The sequence below is a fragment of the Acidovorax sp. genome, from assembly GCF_034519795.1.
Classification (GTDB): domain Bacteria; phylum Pseudomonadota; class Gammaproteobacteria; order Burkholderiales; family Burkholderiaceae_C; genus Acidovorax.
This window is the reverse complement of the sequence record NZ_JAXHOB010000007.1, coordinates 215,775-232,500: the sequence shown is the minus strand read 5'-3', so window position 1 is coordinate 232,500 and position 16,726 is coordinate 215,775. Positions and strand designations below refer to the sequence as shown.

The window sequence follows — 16,726 nt, the reverse complement described above, 5'->3', positions numbered from 1 at the left end:
GCCGAGCCCGGTATCGGCCACGCGCAGCAGCACGCGGCCGTCGGCCTGCGCCTGCACGGCGAAGCGCACCTCGCGCACCGCCTGGTGCTGCACGGCGTCGAGCCCGTTGCGCAGCAGGTTCACCAGCACCTGTTCCAGCCGTGTGGCATCGGCCAGCACGCACAGCGCCTCGTCGAAGCCAGCCACGGCGATCTGCGCATCCACCGCCTGGCAGCGCGGGGCCAGCAGCAGCAGGGCATGGTCCAGCGCCTCGCGCACACTGCACGGGCCGAGGGCCGGCGGCTCCTTGCGCACAAAGCTCTTGAGCTGGCGCACGATGCGGCCCATGCGCCCGGCCAGCTGGCTGATGAGGCGCAGGTTCTCGGCCACGTCCTCCCCGCGCTGGCGCTGGTGCAGGGCGATGGCGTTGTCCGACAGGGTCTGCAGGGCGGCCAGGGGCTGGTTCAGTTCATGGCTCATGCCGGCGGCCATCTGGCCGAGCACGGCGAGCTTGCCGGCCTGCACCGCCGTGTCGCGCGTGCCGCGCACGATCTGCTCGGCCTGCTGCAGGTCGCGCACGCGGTCTTCCAGCGCGGCATTGGCGGCCGTGATCTCGCGCGTGCGCTGGGCGATCTGCACCTCCAGCATGCCATGCGCCTCGCGCAGGCGCTCGGCGCTGGCGGCGCGCTCGGCCCGGCCTTGCCGGTCGAGCCGGCGCAGCAATGCCAGGCCCAGCACCAGCGCGGCGCACAGGCCGCCCGCCAGGCCGGCGACCAGGGCCTCCTGCCGGGCCGGGCGCTGGTCGGCCAGCAGCAGCATCTGCCAGCCCAGCGGGCCCACGCTGCGCGCCGCCACGCTGAAGTCGCGCTGCTGGCCCGCGTGTTGCAGGCGCAGGGTGTCACCATCGGCAGGGCGGAATCCATCCGCATGCAAGGGCGTCAGCGGATGGTTGCCGTACTGCTGCACGCCCTGCAGGCGGCTGCGCACCTCGGCCGGCAGCGGGGCCAGCGTGCGGTAGCGCCAGGCGGGCTCGGTGCTCACGAAGACCACGCCCTCCCCGTCCGCCAGCAGCACGGTGTCGCCGCCATCGGCGAGCGCCGCCTCGAAGGCGTCGAGCGAGATCTTGACCGCCACCACGCCGGGCGCGGGCGCCTCGGGCGGCAGGGCGGACGCCATGAAGTAACCCGCCTTGCCCGTGGTCACGCCCACACCGAAAAAGCGCCCGGTGCGCCCCTGCATGGCCGCCTCGAAATACGGGCGAAAGCGGTAGTTCTGGCCAACGAAGCTGCTCGGCAGGTTCCAGTTGCTGGCCGCCAGGGTGAGACCCTCGGTGTTCATCACATAGGCCGTGTCCACGTCGGCCAGCGCCACGGCCGACGCCAGATAGGCGTTGGCAGCCTGCAGGTTCTGCGAATCGGGGCGCTGCAAGGCCAGGTTGGTGCGGCTGTGCAGCGCCAGCAGCGCGGGCAGCGCCTCGTTGCGCTGCAGCAGCGACTCCAGGCTTTGCGCAGCAAACGCCAGCCGCTGCGTGGCGGCGCGCTGCTGCCCGGCCAGTTGCGCGTCGAGCGACCAGCGGTAGGCCAGCGCGCCCACGAACACGCAGGCCAGCAGCGCGATGCCGGAGCTCAGGAGCGAACGGGTGGGTTTCAAGCGAAAGTGGGAGATAGGGGGCAACAGCGCGCGGCCACAGGGGACGCCAGGGTCGCATTGTGCGAGGCATGCAGCGCTGTGGCAGCCGGGGCGATACCCGGTTGACAAGGCCCGCTGTCTGGAAATCCGCACAAAGCACGCGTTGGCGTGAGGAAAACCGCCGATTTTTCTGAATTCGGTGACCGCCGCCGGGGCGTGCCAATGGGCGCGAATCCAATCCCCATGCGGCCTGGCACGGTGACAGGCCATGTCGATCCGTGCCTGGCATGCAAGCTGCAAAAGCCGGGTGCGGGTGTTGCGGCAGACGCAACCCGGCTTTTCACACACCGATCTGGAGACAACAGCATGACGACACCAACATCCCTCAAGCTTTGCAGCGCCCTGGCCCTTGCCACCGGCATGCTGGCTGGCGCAGCCCCCGCACTGGCCGACGACTACCCGAGCAAGCCCGTGCGGCTGATTGTGCCGTTTGCGCCGGGAGGCACCACCGACATCGTGGCCCGGGTGGTCAGCCAGTCCATGGGCGCCGCGCTCGGCCAGCCCGTGGTGGTGGACAACAAGGCCGGCGCCGGCGGGGTGGTGGGAGCCACCGAGATTGCCCGGGCGCCAGCCGACGGCTACACCCTGGGCGTGGCCACGGTGTCCACCGTGGCGTCGGCCCCGGCCATCAACCCTGCAGCCAAGTACAACCCGCTGACAGACTTCACCGCCATCATCAACATGGCGGCCACGCCCAATGTACTGGCCGTCCACCCCAGTTTCGTGGGCAAGGACTTCAAGGCCTTCATGGCCGAAGTGAAGGCCAAGCCCGGCAAGTACGCGTTTGCCAGCTCGGGAACGGGTGGCATCGGCCATCTCCAGATGGAGCTGTTCAAGTCCTTGTCCGGGCTGGAACTGGAGCACATTGCCTACAAGGGCGCTGGCCCGGCACTCAATGACGCGGTGTCGGGCCAGGTGCCGATGATCTTCGACAACCTGCCCTCCGCCCTGCCCTTCATCAAGGACAAGCGCCTGATCGCGATTGCCGTGGCCGCCCCGCAGCGCCTGGCCTCGCTGCCCGACGTGCCGACGTTCAAGGAAGTGGGCTTCGAGCCCGTGAACCGCATGGCCTTCTACGGCATCCACGGCCCCAAGGGCCTGTCGCCTGCCGTGGTGGAACGCATCTCGCAAGCCGTGAAGAAGACGCTGGAAGACCCGGCGGTGAAAAAGCGCATCGAGGACACCGGCTCGCTGGTGGTGGGCAACACCCCGCAGGAATTCGCGGCCCAGACCAAGGCCGAGTTCGAGCTGTATAAAGGCGTGGTCGCCAAGCAGAAGCTCAAGCTGGAGTGATCGAACGGCCGGCAGGGTAGCCCACGGCCCCGCCTGTTCGCCAGCCTTTTGGGGGTGAACCCACCCGCGCCGTCCAGGCGCAGGGTGGGTCTGTCATCTCAGCGGGGCGCTGTCGCCGGCACCCAGGCCACCAGTGGCGCCAGCAGGCGCGGCTTCCAGGCCAGGGTGAAGGCAACGGTCAGCGCCGAGCCGGCCAGCACCATGAACCAGACCAGCGAGGCCATGGAGCCATGGTCCACCGACAGGCACACCGCCAGCGAGGCGGCCACCACGGCGCCACCCAGCCAGCGCAGCAGCACCACCGTGCCACGGGCTGGCGGCACGGGGCCGCGCACCTGCTCCCAGTGCACGTCCATCGACAAGGCCAGCCAGGCAAGACCGGTCAGGTTGGCCACGAGGGCCACCGCATAGAGCAGCGAATCAGGCATTGGCGACCTCCGGCGAGTGGCCCGCTGCGGCCGGAACCGTGGCGCCCATCTCGCGGCGCCGCAGCCGGCGGGCCGCGACCACCGCCAGCGCCGCAGCAGCCAGCAGTGCCAGGTCCACCCCGGCCACGGGCCAGTAGCCGTTGCCGATGGTGCGCAGCAGGTGGTCGCCCGTGCTCACCCAGTTGAGCAGCACGGCCGCCACGGCCAGTGCGGCTGCGGCCCAGCATTGCTCTGCCCAGGCCGGGGACATGCGCCCCTCGCCCATCGGCGCGGTGCGCCAGATGGCGTGCGCGCAGGCCAGCACCCAGGCGCCCCAGAAGATGTACTGCTCCATAGTGCCGCGCGCGGGCAGGTCGGTGGGCAGCAAGCGGTTGCCGATCAGCATGGAGAAGGTGGCGATCAGCATGCCGGTGACGGTGGTCACCGCGAAGGCGTCCACCCAGCGCGCGCCGCTCACGGCCTGTTTCGCGTGCTGGCGCTTGCGCTTTTCCACATAGAAGAGGAAGCCCGTGGCAATGCACACGCAGCCCGACAGGCCGCCCAGCACGTAGAGCCAGCGCAGCAGCCAGTGGCGAAAGTGCTGCAGGTGCAGGCCGGTGAGGAAGTTGTTGATGCCGGCCACCACCGTCACAGGCGGGTCTTCGCGGATCAGCTCGCCGGTGGAGCCCTTGAAGTGGATGCCCTCGCCGGTGAGCGTCACGCGGTCGGTGCCGGCGCGGTAGACGCTGACATAGGCATTCGCATCGCCCACATGCTGCACGGAGAGAAATCCCACGTCGCCGGCCATGCCCTTGGCGGCCCAGCGGCGCTGGGCCTCGGCCACCATGGCGTCCACCGAGGCCAGCGTAGCGGGCACGCCAGCCTTCTCGTGCGGCAGGCCGGTCTCCGCAGCTTCGTGCTTTTCATGCAGTTCGTGCAGGGGTTCGAGCTGGGTGTGCGTGACGGGAAAGTAGATGCCGCCGAAGATCACCAGCCCCGACAGCGCAAAGATGAAGTGGAACGGCAGCGCCACCACACCCGTGAGGTTGTGCAGATCGAGCGCGCTGCGCTGGGTGTGCTTCTTCGGGCGGAAGGTGAACAGCTCGCGGAAGATCTTGCGGTGCATGACCACGCCGCTGACCAGTGCCACCATCATCACCAGGGCGGCAAAGCCGACGATCCAGTAGCCCAGGTTCTTCCACTCCAGGTGCAGGCTGTAGTGCAGCGGGTAGAAGAACTGGCTGCCGATCTTGAGGTGGTCGTCGGGCAGCGCCGCGCCCGTGCGCGGGTCGATCGTGCGGGTGCCGAAGACGCTGTCGTCCTTGTTCTTGGCATTGGGCAGTTCATGGCCCGAGAAGATGCCCAGCACCGGGTCGCGGTGGGTCGTGTAGGCGCCCCAGCGCTGCACCGGGAAGGTCTCGGCCATCGGGCCGTTGACGCGGCTGCGCGCCTGCTCAATGGCCTCGGGCGTGGGCTTCATGTCCTGGAACACCGGCAGCAGGATCTTGTCGAACGAGGGCATGGGCTGCGGCTCGAAGCGCGTGCCGGGGATGGCCCAGCGGTCGATCTCGCGGTCGAACACCGACAGCGAGCCGAAGAAGAACACCACCATGAGCACGAAGCCCAGCACCAGGCCGAACCAGGTGTGCAGCCAGGCCATGCTCAGCCGGAAATTTTGGAACATCGGAAAATCTCCTGGTGCGCGATCCCTCTTTTCGAAGCCGCACCGCAAAAAAGGATCAGAGCAGGGCTTTCTGGACCAGGGACGCGGCCCCTGCCATCAGGGCGCCACCACCGGCCAGCACCAGCCAGACGCGCCCCAGGCTGGCAGCGCAAAAGGCCCAGAGAAAAGCCACCAGCAGCACGATGAAACCCAGGATGTAGCCCAGCGCCTCGGCGTCGTGGAACGGCATGCCCGCGGCAAACAGCAGGCCTATGCCCAGCGCGATGAAACCCCAGGTGAACGCATAGCTGCCCAGCGTGCCCGCGGCGATGCGCGAGACGATGTGCAGACGGGAAGCGGTGCTGGCGGCCATCGGGCAATCCTGGTGAAAAAAGGAACAAATGCGAGTGATTCGTGATTATGCAATGCAACCACGGGTAACCCCTGAGGCCGTGGGGAGTAGTGCGCACCGGCACAAGACCCATCGAGGATCGGCGTTGGCAAGAAAGGGACACGCAAGAGACACCAGCGTACAAAGTACGAAATGCCATTCTTCGACCCGCTGCTCAATCGGTTTCAGCTATCAATAGAGTAGCACGCAACGAACAACTTGTCACATATGCCTTGGTGCCACTGCACAATGGCCGCAAAGTGCTTTTTTGAACGCATTGACCCCAATGGCTGCCCTGCCCATGCAAAGCATTTCTTCCCTGAACGTTGTCGATCTGCTGCTCGACGCGGTTTGTATCGTGGATGCGGATAGCCGCATCATTTTCGTGAGCCCTGCGTTCGAGCGCATCTTTGGCTACCGCCCCGAGGAAGCCGTGGGCCTGCGCATGCTGGACCTGGTGCACCCCGAAGACCGGGGCATCACTGCGGACCAAGCCCGGTCGATCATGCAAGGGCAACTGCAGCTGCACTTCGAGAACCGCTATGTGCGCAAGGATGGCCGCATCGCGCACATCCGCTGGACAGCGCGCTGGATCGAGGAGCGGCAGGTGCGCCTGGCCGTGGCCCACGACATCACCGAGCGCAAGAACATCGAGGTGATGCACGCGGCCATCTATGCCATCTCGGAGGCGGCCCACACGGCCAAGGACCTGATCGCGCTGTTCGGGCATGTCCATCAGGTCATCGGGCAGCTGCTGGCGGCCGTGAACTTCTCGGTGGTGCTGTACGACGCGGGCCAGGACGTGCTGAGCTACCCCTACCACGTCAACGAGCGCTACCCTGCCCCGGGCACCCTGGCCCTGGCGGGCGACGCCCTGTGCGCCGAGGTCATCCGCAGCGGCCAGTCACTGCTGCTCACGCCCGACACCCGCGCCACCCTGCCCGCGCACCTGAAGCCAGCCGATGGCGAAGGTGCGCCGCTGTACTGGCTGGGTGCGCCGCTGCACACGCACAACGGCGCCATCGGTGCCCTGGTGCTGCAGGGCTATACCGAGCACGCGCCCTATACCGAGAAGGACAAGGAGCTGCTGCAGTTCGTCTCCACCCAGGTCGCGGCCGCCATCGAGCGCAAGCAGATGCACGAGCGCCTGGCCCACATGGCGCAGTACGACCAGCTCACGCACCTGCCCAACCGCCAGCTGTTCCTGGACCGGCTCAAGACCGCCCTGGCCCGCGCGCGGCGCGACCAGAGCCTGCTGTCGCTGATGTTCATCGACCTGGACCGCTTCAAGGAGGTGAACGACACCCTGGGCCACGCCATGGGCGACCTGCTGCTGCAACGCGTGGCCCAGCGCCTGCTCGAATGCGTGCGCGGCTCGGACACGGTGGCGCGCATCGGCGGCGACGAGTTCGTGGTGCTGCTCGAAGGGGGCCATGCGCGCGAGCACGCCCATGCCATGGCCGAGAAGGTCCTGGCAGCCTTTGGCCCCCCTTTCGACCTGGAAGGCCGACCCGCCCATATACAGCCCAGCATCGGCGTGGCCATCTACCCCGACCATGGCCGCGAGGAGCACCACCTGCTGGTGCATGCGGACGAGGCCATGTATGTCTCCAAGAAGAACGGCGGCAACCAGGTCCATACCGCACCGCCTCCCCAGTCGCCTCCAGCCATCGCCTGAAGTGAAACACCCCCTGAGTCGCTTCGCGCCTTCACCCCTCTCTCATATTGCTTCGCAATCTGGGAGGGGGACGCCCCCAGCGCGGCGGGGCGGCCCTTGCGCGGGGGCACTGGCCTTGGCCGCGCCAGTTTCATGCGTCGCGGGTGGCGCGCAGCGCTATGGATAACTGATACGAATGGGCCAGAATGCGGGTATGCAGCCCCAGCCCCGACCACCCGGCCACGATGGCGCGTCCCGGCAGCCTCGCTACAGGCTGCTATTGCGTGGGCTGATCACGCTGGCCTGGGTGCTGCCTGCAGGGCCGGTGCTCACGCTGCTGCTGTTTCCCTGGTGGTCGTGGGTGGAGGCGGCGACCGACTGGGAATCCATGGGCCACTCAGGGCCCGCAAGCTGGTGCTATGTGGCGGTATGGTGCGCGCTGCTGGCGCTGGCCCTGCTGGTGCCCAGGGCGGCCCGGCGGCTGCGGCGCAAGTGATCTCCCCTGACCGGCAAAACCATGAACACACCCGCAGCCTCGAACACAGACGACGCACCGATCGAGGTGGTGGAGTACAACCCTGCCTGGCCCGCCCTGTTCGACACCGAGCGCAGCCTTTTGGAGACAGCGCTGGCGCCCTGGCTGGCCGGGCCGGTGGAGCACATCGGCAGCACCGCCGTACCGGGCCTGCCCGCCAAACCCATCGTCGACATCATGGCGCCGGTGCGCTCGCTGGCACAGTCGACCGACGCCATTGCCGCGGCCAGCGCGCTCAACTACCTGTACCACCCCTACAAGCCGGAGCAACTGCACTGGTTCTGCAAACCCAGCCCCGCGCACCGCACCCACCACCTGCACCTGGTGCCCCTGGGCAGCGCACTGTGGCGGCAGCGCCTGGCGTTTCGCGATGCGCTGCGGGGCAGCACCGAACTGACCGCGCGCTACGCCGCGCTCAAGCGCCAGTTGGCGCTGCAGTACCGGCATGACCGCGAGGGCTACACGGAGGCCAAGGGGCCGTTCATCGCGCAGGTACTGGCGAGGATGTAATCCCCTTGGCATGCACGGCCTCCGGGCAGGCCGGCGCCGGTGCCCGCACAATCGGGCCACTACAACCATTCTCAGGGCCCCACGCCCTGCCCGCCTGCCATGCTCTACGCCGCGCTCAAATTCGTCCACGTCCTGTCGCTCATCGTCTGGATCGGCGGCATGGTCTTCGCCCACTTCTTCCTGCGCCCGGCCACGCTGTCGCTGGAGCCACCGCAGCGCGTGAAGCTGATGCACGACGTGCTGCAGCGCTTCTTTGCCGCCGTGTCGGTGGCCGTGGTGCTGGTGCTGGGTTCGGGCCTGTGGATGATCGGCAATGTCGCGCGCATGGCTGCGCAGACGGGCGGGCGCTTTGCCATGCCGCTGTCGTGGACCATCATGGCCACCATCGGCCTGGTGATGATGGCGATCTATGGCCACATCCGCTTTGCGCTGTTCAAACGGCTCAAGGTCGCCGTGGCGGCTGCGGACTGGCCAGCGGGCGGCAAGGCGCTGGCGTCCATCCGCACCCTGGTGGGCGTGAACCTGGCGCTGGGCGTGATCACGGTGGCCGTGGTGTTCCTGCTGACCTGACCGATCAAGGCACCAGCAGGTGCATCGAGTGCGCGGCCTGCAACACCAGCAGGGCCGATAGCAGCGCGGGTGGCATCACCACCAGACCGAGCTTGAGGAACTGCCAGGCCCCCACGTGCAGGCCCTCGCGCCGCAGCGCGGCCAGCCACAGGATGGTGGCCAGCGAGCCCGTGACCGAGAGGTTCGGCCCCAGGTCGATGCCGATCAGCGCGGCCGCGCGCACGGTGCTTGGTGCGGACGCCGCGTCGAGCGAGGCCCCGGCCAGCAGGCCCGCAGGCAGGTTGTTGACCAGGTTGGTCGCCACGCCCAGCAGGGCGCCGAGCAGCGTGCCCGCGCCCTGCGGCCAGGCAGCCGCGGCGTTGCGCAAGGCGCCCGCCATGAGGCCCACCACGCCCGTGAGCTCCAGCGCCTGCACGAAGACGAACAGCCCCGCCACCAGGGGCAGCACGTCCCACGAGACGGAGCGCAGCGCCTGCCAGGGCGCGCGCCCGCAGGCAAAGCCCAGCAGCGCCAGCGTGCCCAGCGCCGCGCCCAGCGTAGGCCAGCCCAGCGGGATGCGCAGCCAGGCGCAGGCCACCAACACCAGCACCGAGATGGCCAGACCACCGGCTGCCACGCGCCCGCCCAGGCCCAGGGGATGCTCGGGCACCGTGCTGGCAATGGTCTCGGGGATGCTGCTTCTCAAAACCCAGCGCAGTGCCACATAGGTCACGGCGATGGAGGCCAGCGAAGGCAGCGCAAACAGCGCCAGCCAGTGTGCGAGCGAGGGCATGCCGCTGCCCCAGACCACCAGGTTGGCCGGGTTGGAGATAGGCAGCACGAAGCTCGCCGCATTGGCGATGAAGGCGCAGATGAACAGGTAGGGCAAGGGCGAGGCCCCCACGGCACGCGCCACGGCAAACACGGCCGGGGTCAGCACCACGGCCGTGGCATCGTTGGACAGAAACACCGTGACCAAGGTACCCACCGCATACACCCACACGAACAGGCGCAGGCCCGAGCCCCTGGCCTGCCGCGCCGCCAGGGTGGCCAGCCAGTCGAAAACGCCCTCGCGCCGGGCCAGTTCCGACAACAGCATCATGCCGGCCAGGAACAGGTACACATCATGCCCGCGCAGCACGCCCGCCCAGGCCTGCGCTGGGGTGAGCAGGCCGCAGGCCAGCAGCAGCACCGCGCCGGCCACGGCCCACACCGCCTCGGGCAGGCGCCAGGGCCGCACGATGACGGCCGCGGTGGCCACGCCGATGATGGCCCAGGACCAGGGCGCGGCGGCCATCATCCGGGGACACCCCGTCGCCAGCCTGCGCAGACCAGGAGGGGGCAAAGGAACGCGGCAGTGGCAGGACAAGGGTGCATGGGGACGGATTCTATGCAGTGCGCAGGCACCGCGTGCGCCGCAATGCCCCTGCCTGTGCGGCGGGTCACAAGCCCCCTTACCATGTGGTCAAAAGGGCGTGCCAAGGGCGCGCTCCAAGGAGTCACCAGATTGTTTGGATTTTTTGAGAAGCGCGTAGCGCCCTACCCCGTCGAAGAACCCCACCTGCCACCCAAGGCCTTCATGGCCTTCGTATGGGACGGCACGCGCGGCCTGCGCGGCTACGTGGTGGCCATGGCCGGGCTGTCGGCAGCGATCGCGGTCTACGAAGCCCTGCTGTTCGCCGTGCTCGGCCATGTGGTGGACTGGCTCTCCAGCGTCTCTCCCGCGGCCCTGTGGGCCGAGCGCCGCACGGAGCTCATCGGCATCACCGTGTTGCTGCTCGGCTCGGTGGCCCTGGTGGCGCTGCAGACCAGCGTCAAGCACCAGGTGCTGGCTATCAACTTTCCGCTGCGCCTGCGCTGGAATTTCCACCGGCTGATGCTCGGCCAGAGCATGGCCTTCTATGCCGACGAGTTCGCGGGCCGCATCACCACCAAGATCATGCAGACCGCGCTGGCGGTGCGCGACATGATCTTCACCACCACCGATGTGGTGGTGGGCATGGGCGTGTACCTGGTGACCATCCTGGCGTTGCTGGCGGGGTTCGACGCCCGGCTGTTGATGCCCTTCGTACTCTGGATGGTGGCCTACGGCCTGGCCTGCTGGTACTTCGTGCCGCGCCTGGGCAAGGTGGGCAAGGCCCAGGCGGATGCGCGCTCGGCCATGACAGGGCGCATCACCGACGCCTACACCAACATCGCCACCGTCAAGCTGTTCTCGCACACGCGGCGCGAGTCGGAGTTCGCGCGCGCCGCGATGGACGCCTTCAAGCTCACCGGCTATGCGCAGATGCGCCTGGTGAGCCAGTTCGAGATCGTCAACCACATCCTGGTGGTGGGCATGATCCTGGGCGCCTGCGGCACGGCGCTGTGGCTGTGGTCGTTGGGCCAGGTGGGCGCCGGCGCCGTGGCCGCCGTGACGGCGATGACGCTGCGCGTATCGGGCCACGCCCACTGGGTGATGTGGGAGATGACCACGCTGTTCGAGAGCGTGGGCACCATCCAGGACGGCATCAACACCCTGACGCGCCCGCGCGCCGTGGTGGATGCGCCCGATGCCAAGCCGCTGCAGGTGACGCAGGGCGAAGTGAAGTTCGAGGATGCGACCTTTGCCTATGGCAATGGCCGGCCGGTGATCGACCAACTGAACCTGACCATCCGCCCCGGCGAGAAGATCGGGCTGATCGGCCGCTCCGGTGCCGGCAAGTCCACGCTGGTGAACCTGCTGCTGCGCTTTCACGATGTGCGCTCGGGCCGGGTGCTGATCGACGGGCAGGACATCAGCCAGGTCACGCAGGACAGCCTGCGCCGCTCCATCGGCATGGTGACGCAGGACACCTCGCTGCTGCACCGCTCCATGCGCGACAACATCCTCTACGGCCGCCCCGACGCCAGCGAAGAGGACCTGCAGGCCGCCGCCCAGCGCGCCGAGGCCTCTGAATTCATCGCCACGCTGAGCGACCTGCAGGGCCGCACGGGCTACGAGGCGCATGTGGGCGAGCGCGGCGTCAAGCTCTCGGGCGGGCAGCGCCAGCGCGTGGCGATCGCGCGCGTGATGCTCAAGGACGCGCCCATCCTGCTGCTCGACGAGGCCACCAGCGCCCTCGACTCCGAGGTGGAGGCGGCGATCCAACAGAGCCTGGACGGCCTGATGCAGGGCAAGACGGTGATCGCGATTGCCCACCGCCTGTCCACCATCGCGGCCATGGACCGGCTGATCGTGCTGGATGCCGGGCGCATCATCGAGGAAGGCACGCATGCGCAGCTGCTGGCGCAGGGCGGCGTGTATGCGCGGCTGTGGGGGCACCAGAGCGGTGGCTTCCTCGGCGAGACCGACGAAGAGGAATCCAGCGCACTGATGCCTGGGTGACAGGCGCGGGCATGCGTGTCGCGCAGGCGGCTGCTCACCGCCAAGGTGCCCCCTAACGTGCACGGCACGGCGGCCACTCCGGCAGCCCATTCTTTGTGGAGATCCCTGCATGATCAAGATTACGGCCCTGTACCGCTGGCACGAAGGCGCCCGCTTCGACCACGACTACTACCACGGCGAGCACATGCGCATCGCGCGCGAGGCGCTCGGCCCGCTGGGCCTGGTGCGGCTGGAGAGCGACCGCGTGATGTACCCCGGCCCGCCGCGCCCCGGGCAGGTGGTGGCACTGACCAATGCCTTCTTCGAGACGGTGGAACAGGCCCAGGCGGCGGCGCAGCAGACCGCGCCGGTGCTCACGGCCGACGTGCCCAACTACACCGACATCAAGCCGGAGTCGTACATGGCGCTGATGAAGGCGCACCCCTTGGGCGCCTGAGCCTACATGCCGCGCCGCTCCTTGGCACGGTAGACCTCGATGGTGCCCACCGCCGCAGCCTGGTTGCCCCAGCTGTTGCGCACGAAGGTGGCGACGGCGGCCACATCCTCATCTGTCAGCACATGGCGAAACGGCGGCATGCCATGGGGGCGCGGGTTGCCGGCCGTGGCCGGCAGGTAGCCGCCCTGCAGCACCACGCGCACCAGGTTGGTGGTGTCGGCCAGCACCACGGCGCGGTTGCCGGCCAGCGCGGGGAAGGCGCCGGGCCCGCCCTGCCCCTGGCCCTGGTCGCCATGGCATTGCGCACACTGCTGCTCGTAGACCTTGGCGCCGCGCGCCATGGCCGATGCGGCGGGTGGCGCAGCGGGCGGTGGCGACACGGTGTGCTGCGGCAGGTCCTGCAGATACACCGCCATGGCGCGCGCATCGGCATCGGTCAGATACTGGGTGCTGCGAAACACCACCTCGGCCATGGGGCCCATCACCGAGCCGTGGGGTGCGACGCCGGTCTTGAGCAGGGCCACCACGTCCTGTACCGGCCACTCCTTCACGCCCGCCTCGGCCGCGGCATTGAGCGCCGGGGCATACCAGTTCTGCACCGGGATCAAGCCGCCGTTGAAGGCCAGGGCTTCCGTCGTGGCGCCCAGGGCGTTGCGCGGCGTGTGGCAGGCCGTGCAGTGGCCCAGGCCGTTGACCAGGTAGGCGCCGCGGTTGTACTCGGCCGTCAGCATGGGTGCGGCCACCGCCGCGCCCGGCGCAAAGAACAGCGCCCGCCAGACGGCCAGCGCGGCCTGCGTGCTGTACGGAAAGCGCAGCGCATGCGGCCGGTTGGCCTGGTCCACGGCGGGCTGGCTCTGCAGGTAGGCGTAGATGGCGTCCGAATCCTCGCGCGTGACCTGGGTGTAGTTGGGGTACGGGAACGCCGGGTACAGCAGGCGCCCGTCGCGCGAGCGGCCATGGTGCATGGCGCGCCAGAACTCGGCGGACGACCACTGGCCGATGCCGCTGGCCTTGTCGGGCGTGAGGTTGGAACTGTGCACCACGCCAAACGGTGTCTCGATGCCGCGCCCACCCGCGAACGGCGCACCGCCCTGGCTGGTATGGCAGGCCATGCAGTTGCCCACGCGCGCCAGGTATTCGCCGCGCGCCACCCGCTCGGGGCTGGAGGCAAAGGCCTCCGGGGTGGAAGGAAGCGGCTCCTCGCCGCGCAGGTTCAGGGTGATCACGGCGGCTGCGGCAATGCCCAGCGCAGCCAGGGTGAAGGAAATGGAGCGCAGGAGGGTGCGTGTTTTCATGGCATCCCCCTCAGCCTGCGGCCACGGGCACGCCATCCACCCCGCCGCAGCGCACGGGCAGGGGCTGGGCCAGGCGGGCCGCTGGCTTGCCACCGCCCGGCACGGGCTGGGCGGCCAGCCAGGCGGATACGGCGCTCACGTCGTCGGGCGTGAGCTGGCGCGCGATGTCGGCCATGCAGTCGGGCGCATGGGCGCGGCGCTGGCCGGTCTTCCAGGCGCCGAGCTGGCTGTTGAGGTAGTCGCGCGGCAGGCCCAAGAGGCCGGGGATGAAGGGGTTCACCCCCGTCATGGCCTGGCCATGGCACTGCACGCAGGCCGGAATGCCGCGCGCCGCATCGCCCTGCTGCACCAGCAGGCGGCCTTTTTCCAGCGCAGCGGGTGGCGCCTGGGGTGCGGGCGGTGGGGCATAGGGCACCTCGAGCGCAGCGAAGTGCGCCGCCATCTCGCGCAGGTAGTCGTCGGTCAGGTGCTCGATGAGGCTGGTCATCTGCGGGTAGCTGCGCCGCCCGTCGCGGAAGTTGAGGAGCTGGTTGGCCAGGTAGCCGGCCGGCTTGCCCGCGATGCGCGGAAAGTAGCCCTCCGGCGTGGCGCGGCCTTCCTTGCCGTGGCAGGTGACGCAGGCCAGCACGCGCGGCGCCATGCCGCTGGCCACGGGAGTGGCGGCCACAGGGACTGCTGGGGTCGCCGGTTGCGCCACCGCACAGCCCAGGCTGGCGGCCATCCACAGCGGGACAACAAGGGGACGCAGCAGGCTGCGCAAACGATCGATCATGGGGAGGCTGCTTCTTTTGGGATTGCAAAGGACTTTACGCCCGACCTCAAAAACAGTACAGATTCAGTTTCGGGTTAAAAATACGGATCAGTTTGGACCAGATCAAAACATCCCCTGTATGAAACGCTACGAGCGCCACGCCGATGCCATCGCCCAGCTCATCCACAGCGGTGCGCTGCGCCCGGGCGACCGCGTGCCGTCGGTGCGCGAGGCCAGCCGCACCCGGGGCATCAGCCCCTCCACGGTATTCGAGGCGTACTACCTGCTGGAGGCGCAGGGCCTGATCCATGCGCGCCCGCGCTCGGGCTACTACGTCAGCACGCACCTGCCCACGGAAGCCGGGCAGACGACGGCTCCGGCCGAGCCCCTGCCCTCGCAACCGGCGGCGGGCTCGACCGGCGTGGCCATCAGCGACCTGGTGTTCGAGGTGCTGGGCTCGGCGCGCGACCGCGGCCTGGTGCCACTGGGTTCGGCCTTTCCGGGGCTGGAGCTGTTCCCGTTCGAGCGGCTGGCGCGCTGCCTGTCGGGCGGCATGCGCAAGCTTGACCCCTGGAGCATCGTGCAAAGCCTGCCGCCCGGCGACGAGCGCCTGCGCCAGCAGATCGCATTGCGCTACGGCCTGCACGGCACGGCGGTAGACACGAGCGAGCTCATCATCACCAACGGCGCCATGGAGGCGCTCAACCTGTGCCTGGAGGCCGTGACCCGGCCGGGCGACATTGTGGTGGTCGAATCGCCCACCTTCTACGCCGCACTGCAGGCGCTGGAGCGGCTGAACCTGAAAGCCGTGGAGGTGGCGACCCACCCGCGCGAGGGCATCGACCTGGCTGCGCTGGCCCAGGCCCTGGCGCGCCACCCGGTCAAGGCCTGCTGGCTGATGCCGAGTTTTCAGAACCCGCTGGGCAGCCTGATGCCCCAGGAGAGCAAGCGCGCCCTGGTGGCCCTGCTCGCGCGCCACCAGGTGCCGCTGATCGAGGACGACGTGTATGGCGAACTGCACTTTGGCCCCGAGCGCCCGCCCCCGGCCAAGGCCTTCGACACCGAAGGCCTGGTGATGCACTGCAGCTCGTTCAGCAAATGCCTGGCGCCCGGCTACCGCGTGGGCTGGGTGGCGGCGGGCCGCTTTGCCACCGCCGTGCAGCGCCTGAAACTCATGACCACGCTGGCGGCAGCCACACCGTCGCAGCAGGCCCTGTCCGAGTTCCTGGCCCAGGGCGGCTACGACCGGCACCTGCGCCAGCTGCGGCGCAGCCTGGCCCGCCAGCAGGAGCGTGCGCTGGCCGCCATTGCGCGGCATTTTCCGGCCGGTACGCGGGTATCGCGGCCCGAGGGCGGGTACTTTCTGTGGGTGGAGCTGCCGCCGACGGTCAATGCCCTTACCCTGCACCGCCAGGCCCTGGCCCAGGGCATCAGCCTGGCGCCCGGCCAGATCTTCTCGGCCGACCAGCGCTTTGCGCACTGTGTGCGCATCAACTACGGGCACCCGGCGCAGGACCGGTTCGAGGAAGCACTGGCCACGGTGGGGCGGCTGGCAGCGCAATTGGCGCAGGGTTGAGGGTCCATGCCGTTTTTTGGTGCGATGCAGCAGCACATCTGCGCCCCCCGATCAGAAACCTGCACGACAAGTTCTTGCATTTAGCTGACAAATCCCCGCTGGCGTTGGATACACCCAACTTCGGGTTCGCCCCTCTTCTGGCATGGCTATTGCACGGCATACTGACCGCCGCCCGGCTTGCGGGCTGCGCGCTGCGCAGGCCCCACCCGGGCCTTCCGTGCATCCAACACCGCCCACCATGCCACCACCCCAGCGTGTCCCGATCCTGACCGTGGAAGACGAAGACGACTGGATCGTCTCGTTTGCGTTCGGCCCCCAGGGCACCGACCGCCTGACGCTCAAACGCACCCCCCGGCTGGAGTTCATGCTGCGCCCCGAGCAGCGCGGCGTGTTCGTCGGCGCCGGCATGGGCACCCGCCCTGCCCCGCTGGTCGCCGTGCAATGGGGCAGCAAGAGCGTGGACGTGGTCTCCACCGAGCGCCGCTACAGCCTCGACATCAGCAAGGTGGACGGCAATCTGCTGGCCGCTGCGCTGCAGGTGCTGGGGAAGATGAACTTTGACCAGAGGTTTCAGCTGGCGGGGGTGTGAGGCACCCGCCGCGAATCCTTCATGCCACTCCCGGGTAGC

16 protein-coding genes (1 of these 16 running past the window's edge) are annotated in these 16,726 nt (G+C 68.8%); 9 read left to right on the top strand and 7 right to left on the bottom strand.

The features are described 5' to 3' along the window. Positions 1–1,629, bottom strand: partial view of a sensor histidine kinase gene (locus U5N23_RS07280; RefSeq protein ID WP_322592137.1) — the 5' portion only. 234 nt of this gene lie to the left of the window's left edge; only the first 1,629 of its 1,863 coding nucleotides appear in the window; it begins with the start codon at positions 1,627–1,629; the stop codon falls past the left edge of the window. A gap of 345 nt (positions 1,630–1,974) precedes the next feature. On the opposite strand from U5N23_RS07280, the gene U5N23_RS07275 reads away from it, so the two are divergent. After that, entirely contained in the window at positions 1,975–2,961 is a 987-nt protein-coding gene (locus U5N23_RS07275; protein WP_322592136.1) for a tripartite tricarboxylate transporter substrate binding protein BugE, read from the top strand. A 98-nt stretch (positions 2,962–3,059) separates the two neighbouring features. Here U5N23_RS07275 and U5N23_RS07270 read toward each other — a convergent pair whose 3' ends face one another. Genes U5N23_RS07270 through U5N23_RS07260 form a run of 3 tightly spaced genes read right to left on the bottom strand, consistent with a single transcriptional unit; the run spans position 3,060 to position 5,404 of the window. Continuing rightward, on the bottom strand, positions 3,060–3,389 hold the full coding sequence (locus U5N23_RS07270) for a DUF3325 domain-containing protein (protein ID WP_322592135.1): 330 nt from the start codon (positions 3,387–3,389) through the stop codon (positions 3,060–3,062). Beyond that, positions 3,382–5,052 carry a PepSY-associated TM helix domain-containing protein gene (locus U5N23_RS07265; RefSeq protein ID WP_322592134.1) on the bottom strand — a complete coding sequence of 557 codons (1,671 nt, stop codon included), beginning with the start codon at positions 5,050–5,052 and terminating at the stop codon, positions 3,382–3,384. Before U5N23_RS07265 ends, U5N23_RS07270 begins: the two co-directional genes overlap by 8 nt. Positions 5,053–5,107: 55 nt before the next feature. Beyond that, entirely contained in the window at positions 5,108–5,404 is a 297-nt protein-coding gene (locus U5N23_RS07260; protein ID WP_322592133.1) for an iron uptake protein, read from the bottom strand. 319 nt (positions 5,405–5,723) lie between these two features. On the opposite strand from U5N23_RS07260, the gene U5N23_RS07255 reads away from it, so the two are divergent. The 4 genes from U5N23_RS07255 to U5N23_RS07240 all read left to right on the top strand — a co-directional run bounded on the left by U5N23_RS07255 (position 5,724) and on the right by U5N23_RS07240 (position 8,694). Then, positions 5,724–7,100 (top strand): diguanylate cyclase domain-containing protein, encoded by a 1,377-nt coding sequence (locus U5N23_RS07255; protein ID WP_322592132.1) that lies wholly within the window; start codon positions 5,724–5,726, stop codon positions 7,098–7,100. A gap of 193 nt (positions 7,101–7,293) precedes the next feature. Then, positions 7,294–7,575 carry a hypothetical protein gene (locus U5N23_RS07250; protein ID WP_322592131.1) on the top strand — a complete coding sequence of 94 codons (282 nt, stop codon included), beginning with the start codon at positions 7,294–7,296 and terminating at the stop codon, positions 7,573–7,575. 21 nt (positions 7,576–7,596) lie between these two features. After that, on the top strand, positions 7,597–8,124 hold the full coding sequence (locus U5N23_RS07245; protein ID WP_322592130.1) for a GrpB family protein: 528 nt from the start codon (positions 7,597–7,599) through the stop codon (positions 8,122–8,124). Between the two features lie 99 nt (positions 8,125–8,223). Further along, positions 8,224–8,694, top strand: coding sequence for a CopD family protein (locus U5N23_RS07240; protein WP_322592129.1), 471 nt, complete (start codon positions 8,224–8,226; stop codon positions 8,692–8,694). Positions 8,695–8,698: 4 nt separating this feature from the next. Here U5N23_RS07240 and U5N23_RS07235 read toward each other — a convergent pair whose 3' ends face one another. Then, on the bottom strand, positions 8,699–9,973 hold the full coding sequence (locus U5N23_RS07235) for an arsenic transporter (RefSeq protein WP_322592128.1): 1,275 nt from the start codon (positions 9,971–9,973) through the stop codon (positions 8,699–8,701). A gap of 207 nt (positions 9,974–10,180) precedes the next feature. On the opposite strand from U5N23_RS07235, the gene U5N23_RS07230 reads away from it, so the two are divergent. After that, positions 10,181–12,040, top strand: a complete 1,860-nt coding sequence (locus tag U5N23_RS07230) for an ABC transporter ATP-binding protein (RefSeq protein WP_322592127.1) — start codon at positions 10,181–10,183, stop codon at positions 12,038–12,040. Between the two features lie 109 nt (positions 12,041–12,149). Continuing rightward, positions 12,150–12,476: an EthD family reductase gene (locus U5N23_RS07225; protein ID WP_322592126.1), complete on the top strand. Its 327-nt coding sequence runs from the start codon at positions 12,150–12,152 to the stop codon at positions 12,474–12,476. A 2-nt stretch (positions 12,477–12,478) separates the two neighbouring features. Here U5N23_RS07225 and U5N23_RS07220 read toward each other — a convergent pair whose 3' ends face one another. Continuing rightward, entirely contained in the window at positions 12,479–13,771 is a 1,293-nt protein-coding gene (locus U5N23_RS07220) for a cytochrome c (RefSeq protein WP_322592125.1), read from the bottom strand. A gap of 10 nt (positions 13,772–13,781) precedes the next feature. Then, positions 13,782–14,543 (bottom strand): c-type cytochrome, encoded by a 762-nt coding sequence (locus tag U5N23_RS07215; RefSeq protein ID WP_322592124.1) that lies wholly within the window; start codon positions 14,541–14,543, stop codon positions 13,782–13,784. 118 nt (positions 14,544–14,661) lie between these two features. Between U5N23_RS07215 and U5N23_RS07210 the strand changes: the two genes are divergently transcribed. Next, positions 14,662–16,098 (top strand): PLP-dependent aminotransferase family protein, encoded by a 1,437-nt coding sequence (locus U5N23_RS07210; RefSeq protein WP_322592123.1) that lies wholly within the window; start codon positions 14,662–14,664, stop codon positions 16,096–16,098. A gap of 238 nt (positions 16,099–16,336) precedes the next feature. Beyond that, positions 16,337–16,687: a hypothetical protein gene (locus U5N23_RS07205; RefSeq protein ID WP_322592122.1), complete on the top strand. Its 351-nt coding sequence runs from the start codon at positions 16,337–16,339 to the stop codon at positions 16,685–16,687. The last annotated feature ends 39 nt before the right edge of the window (positions 16,688–16,726 follow it).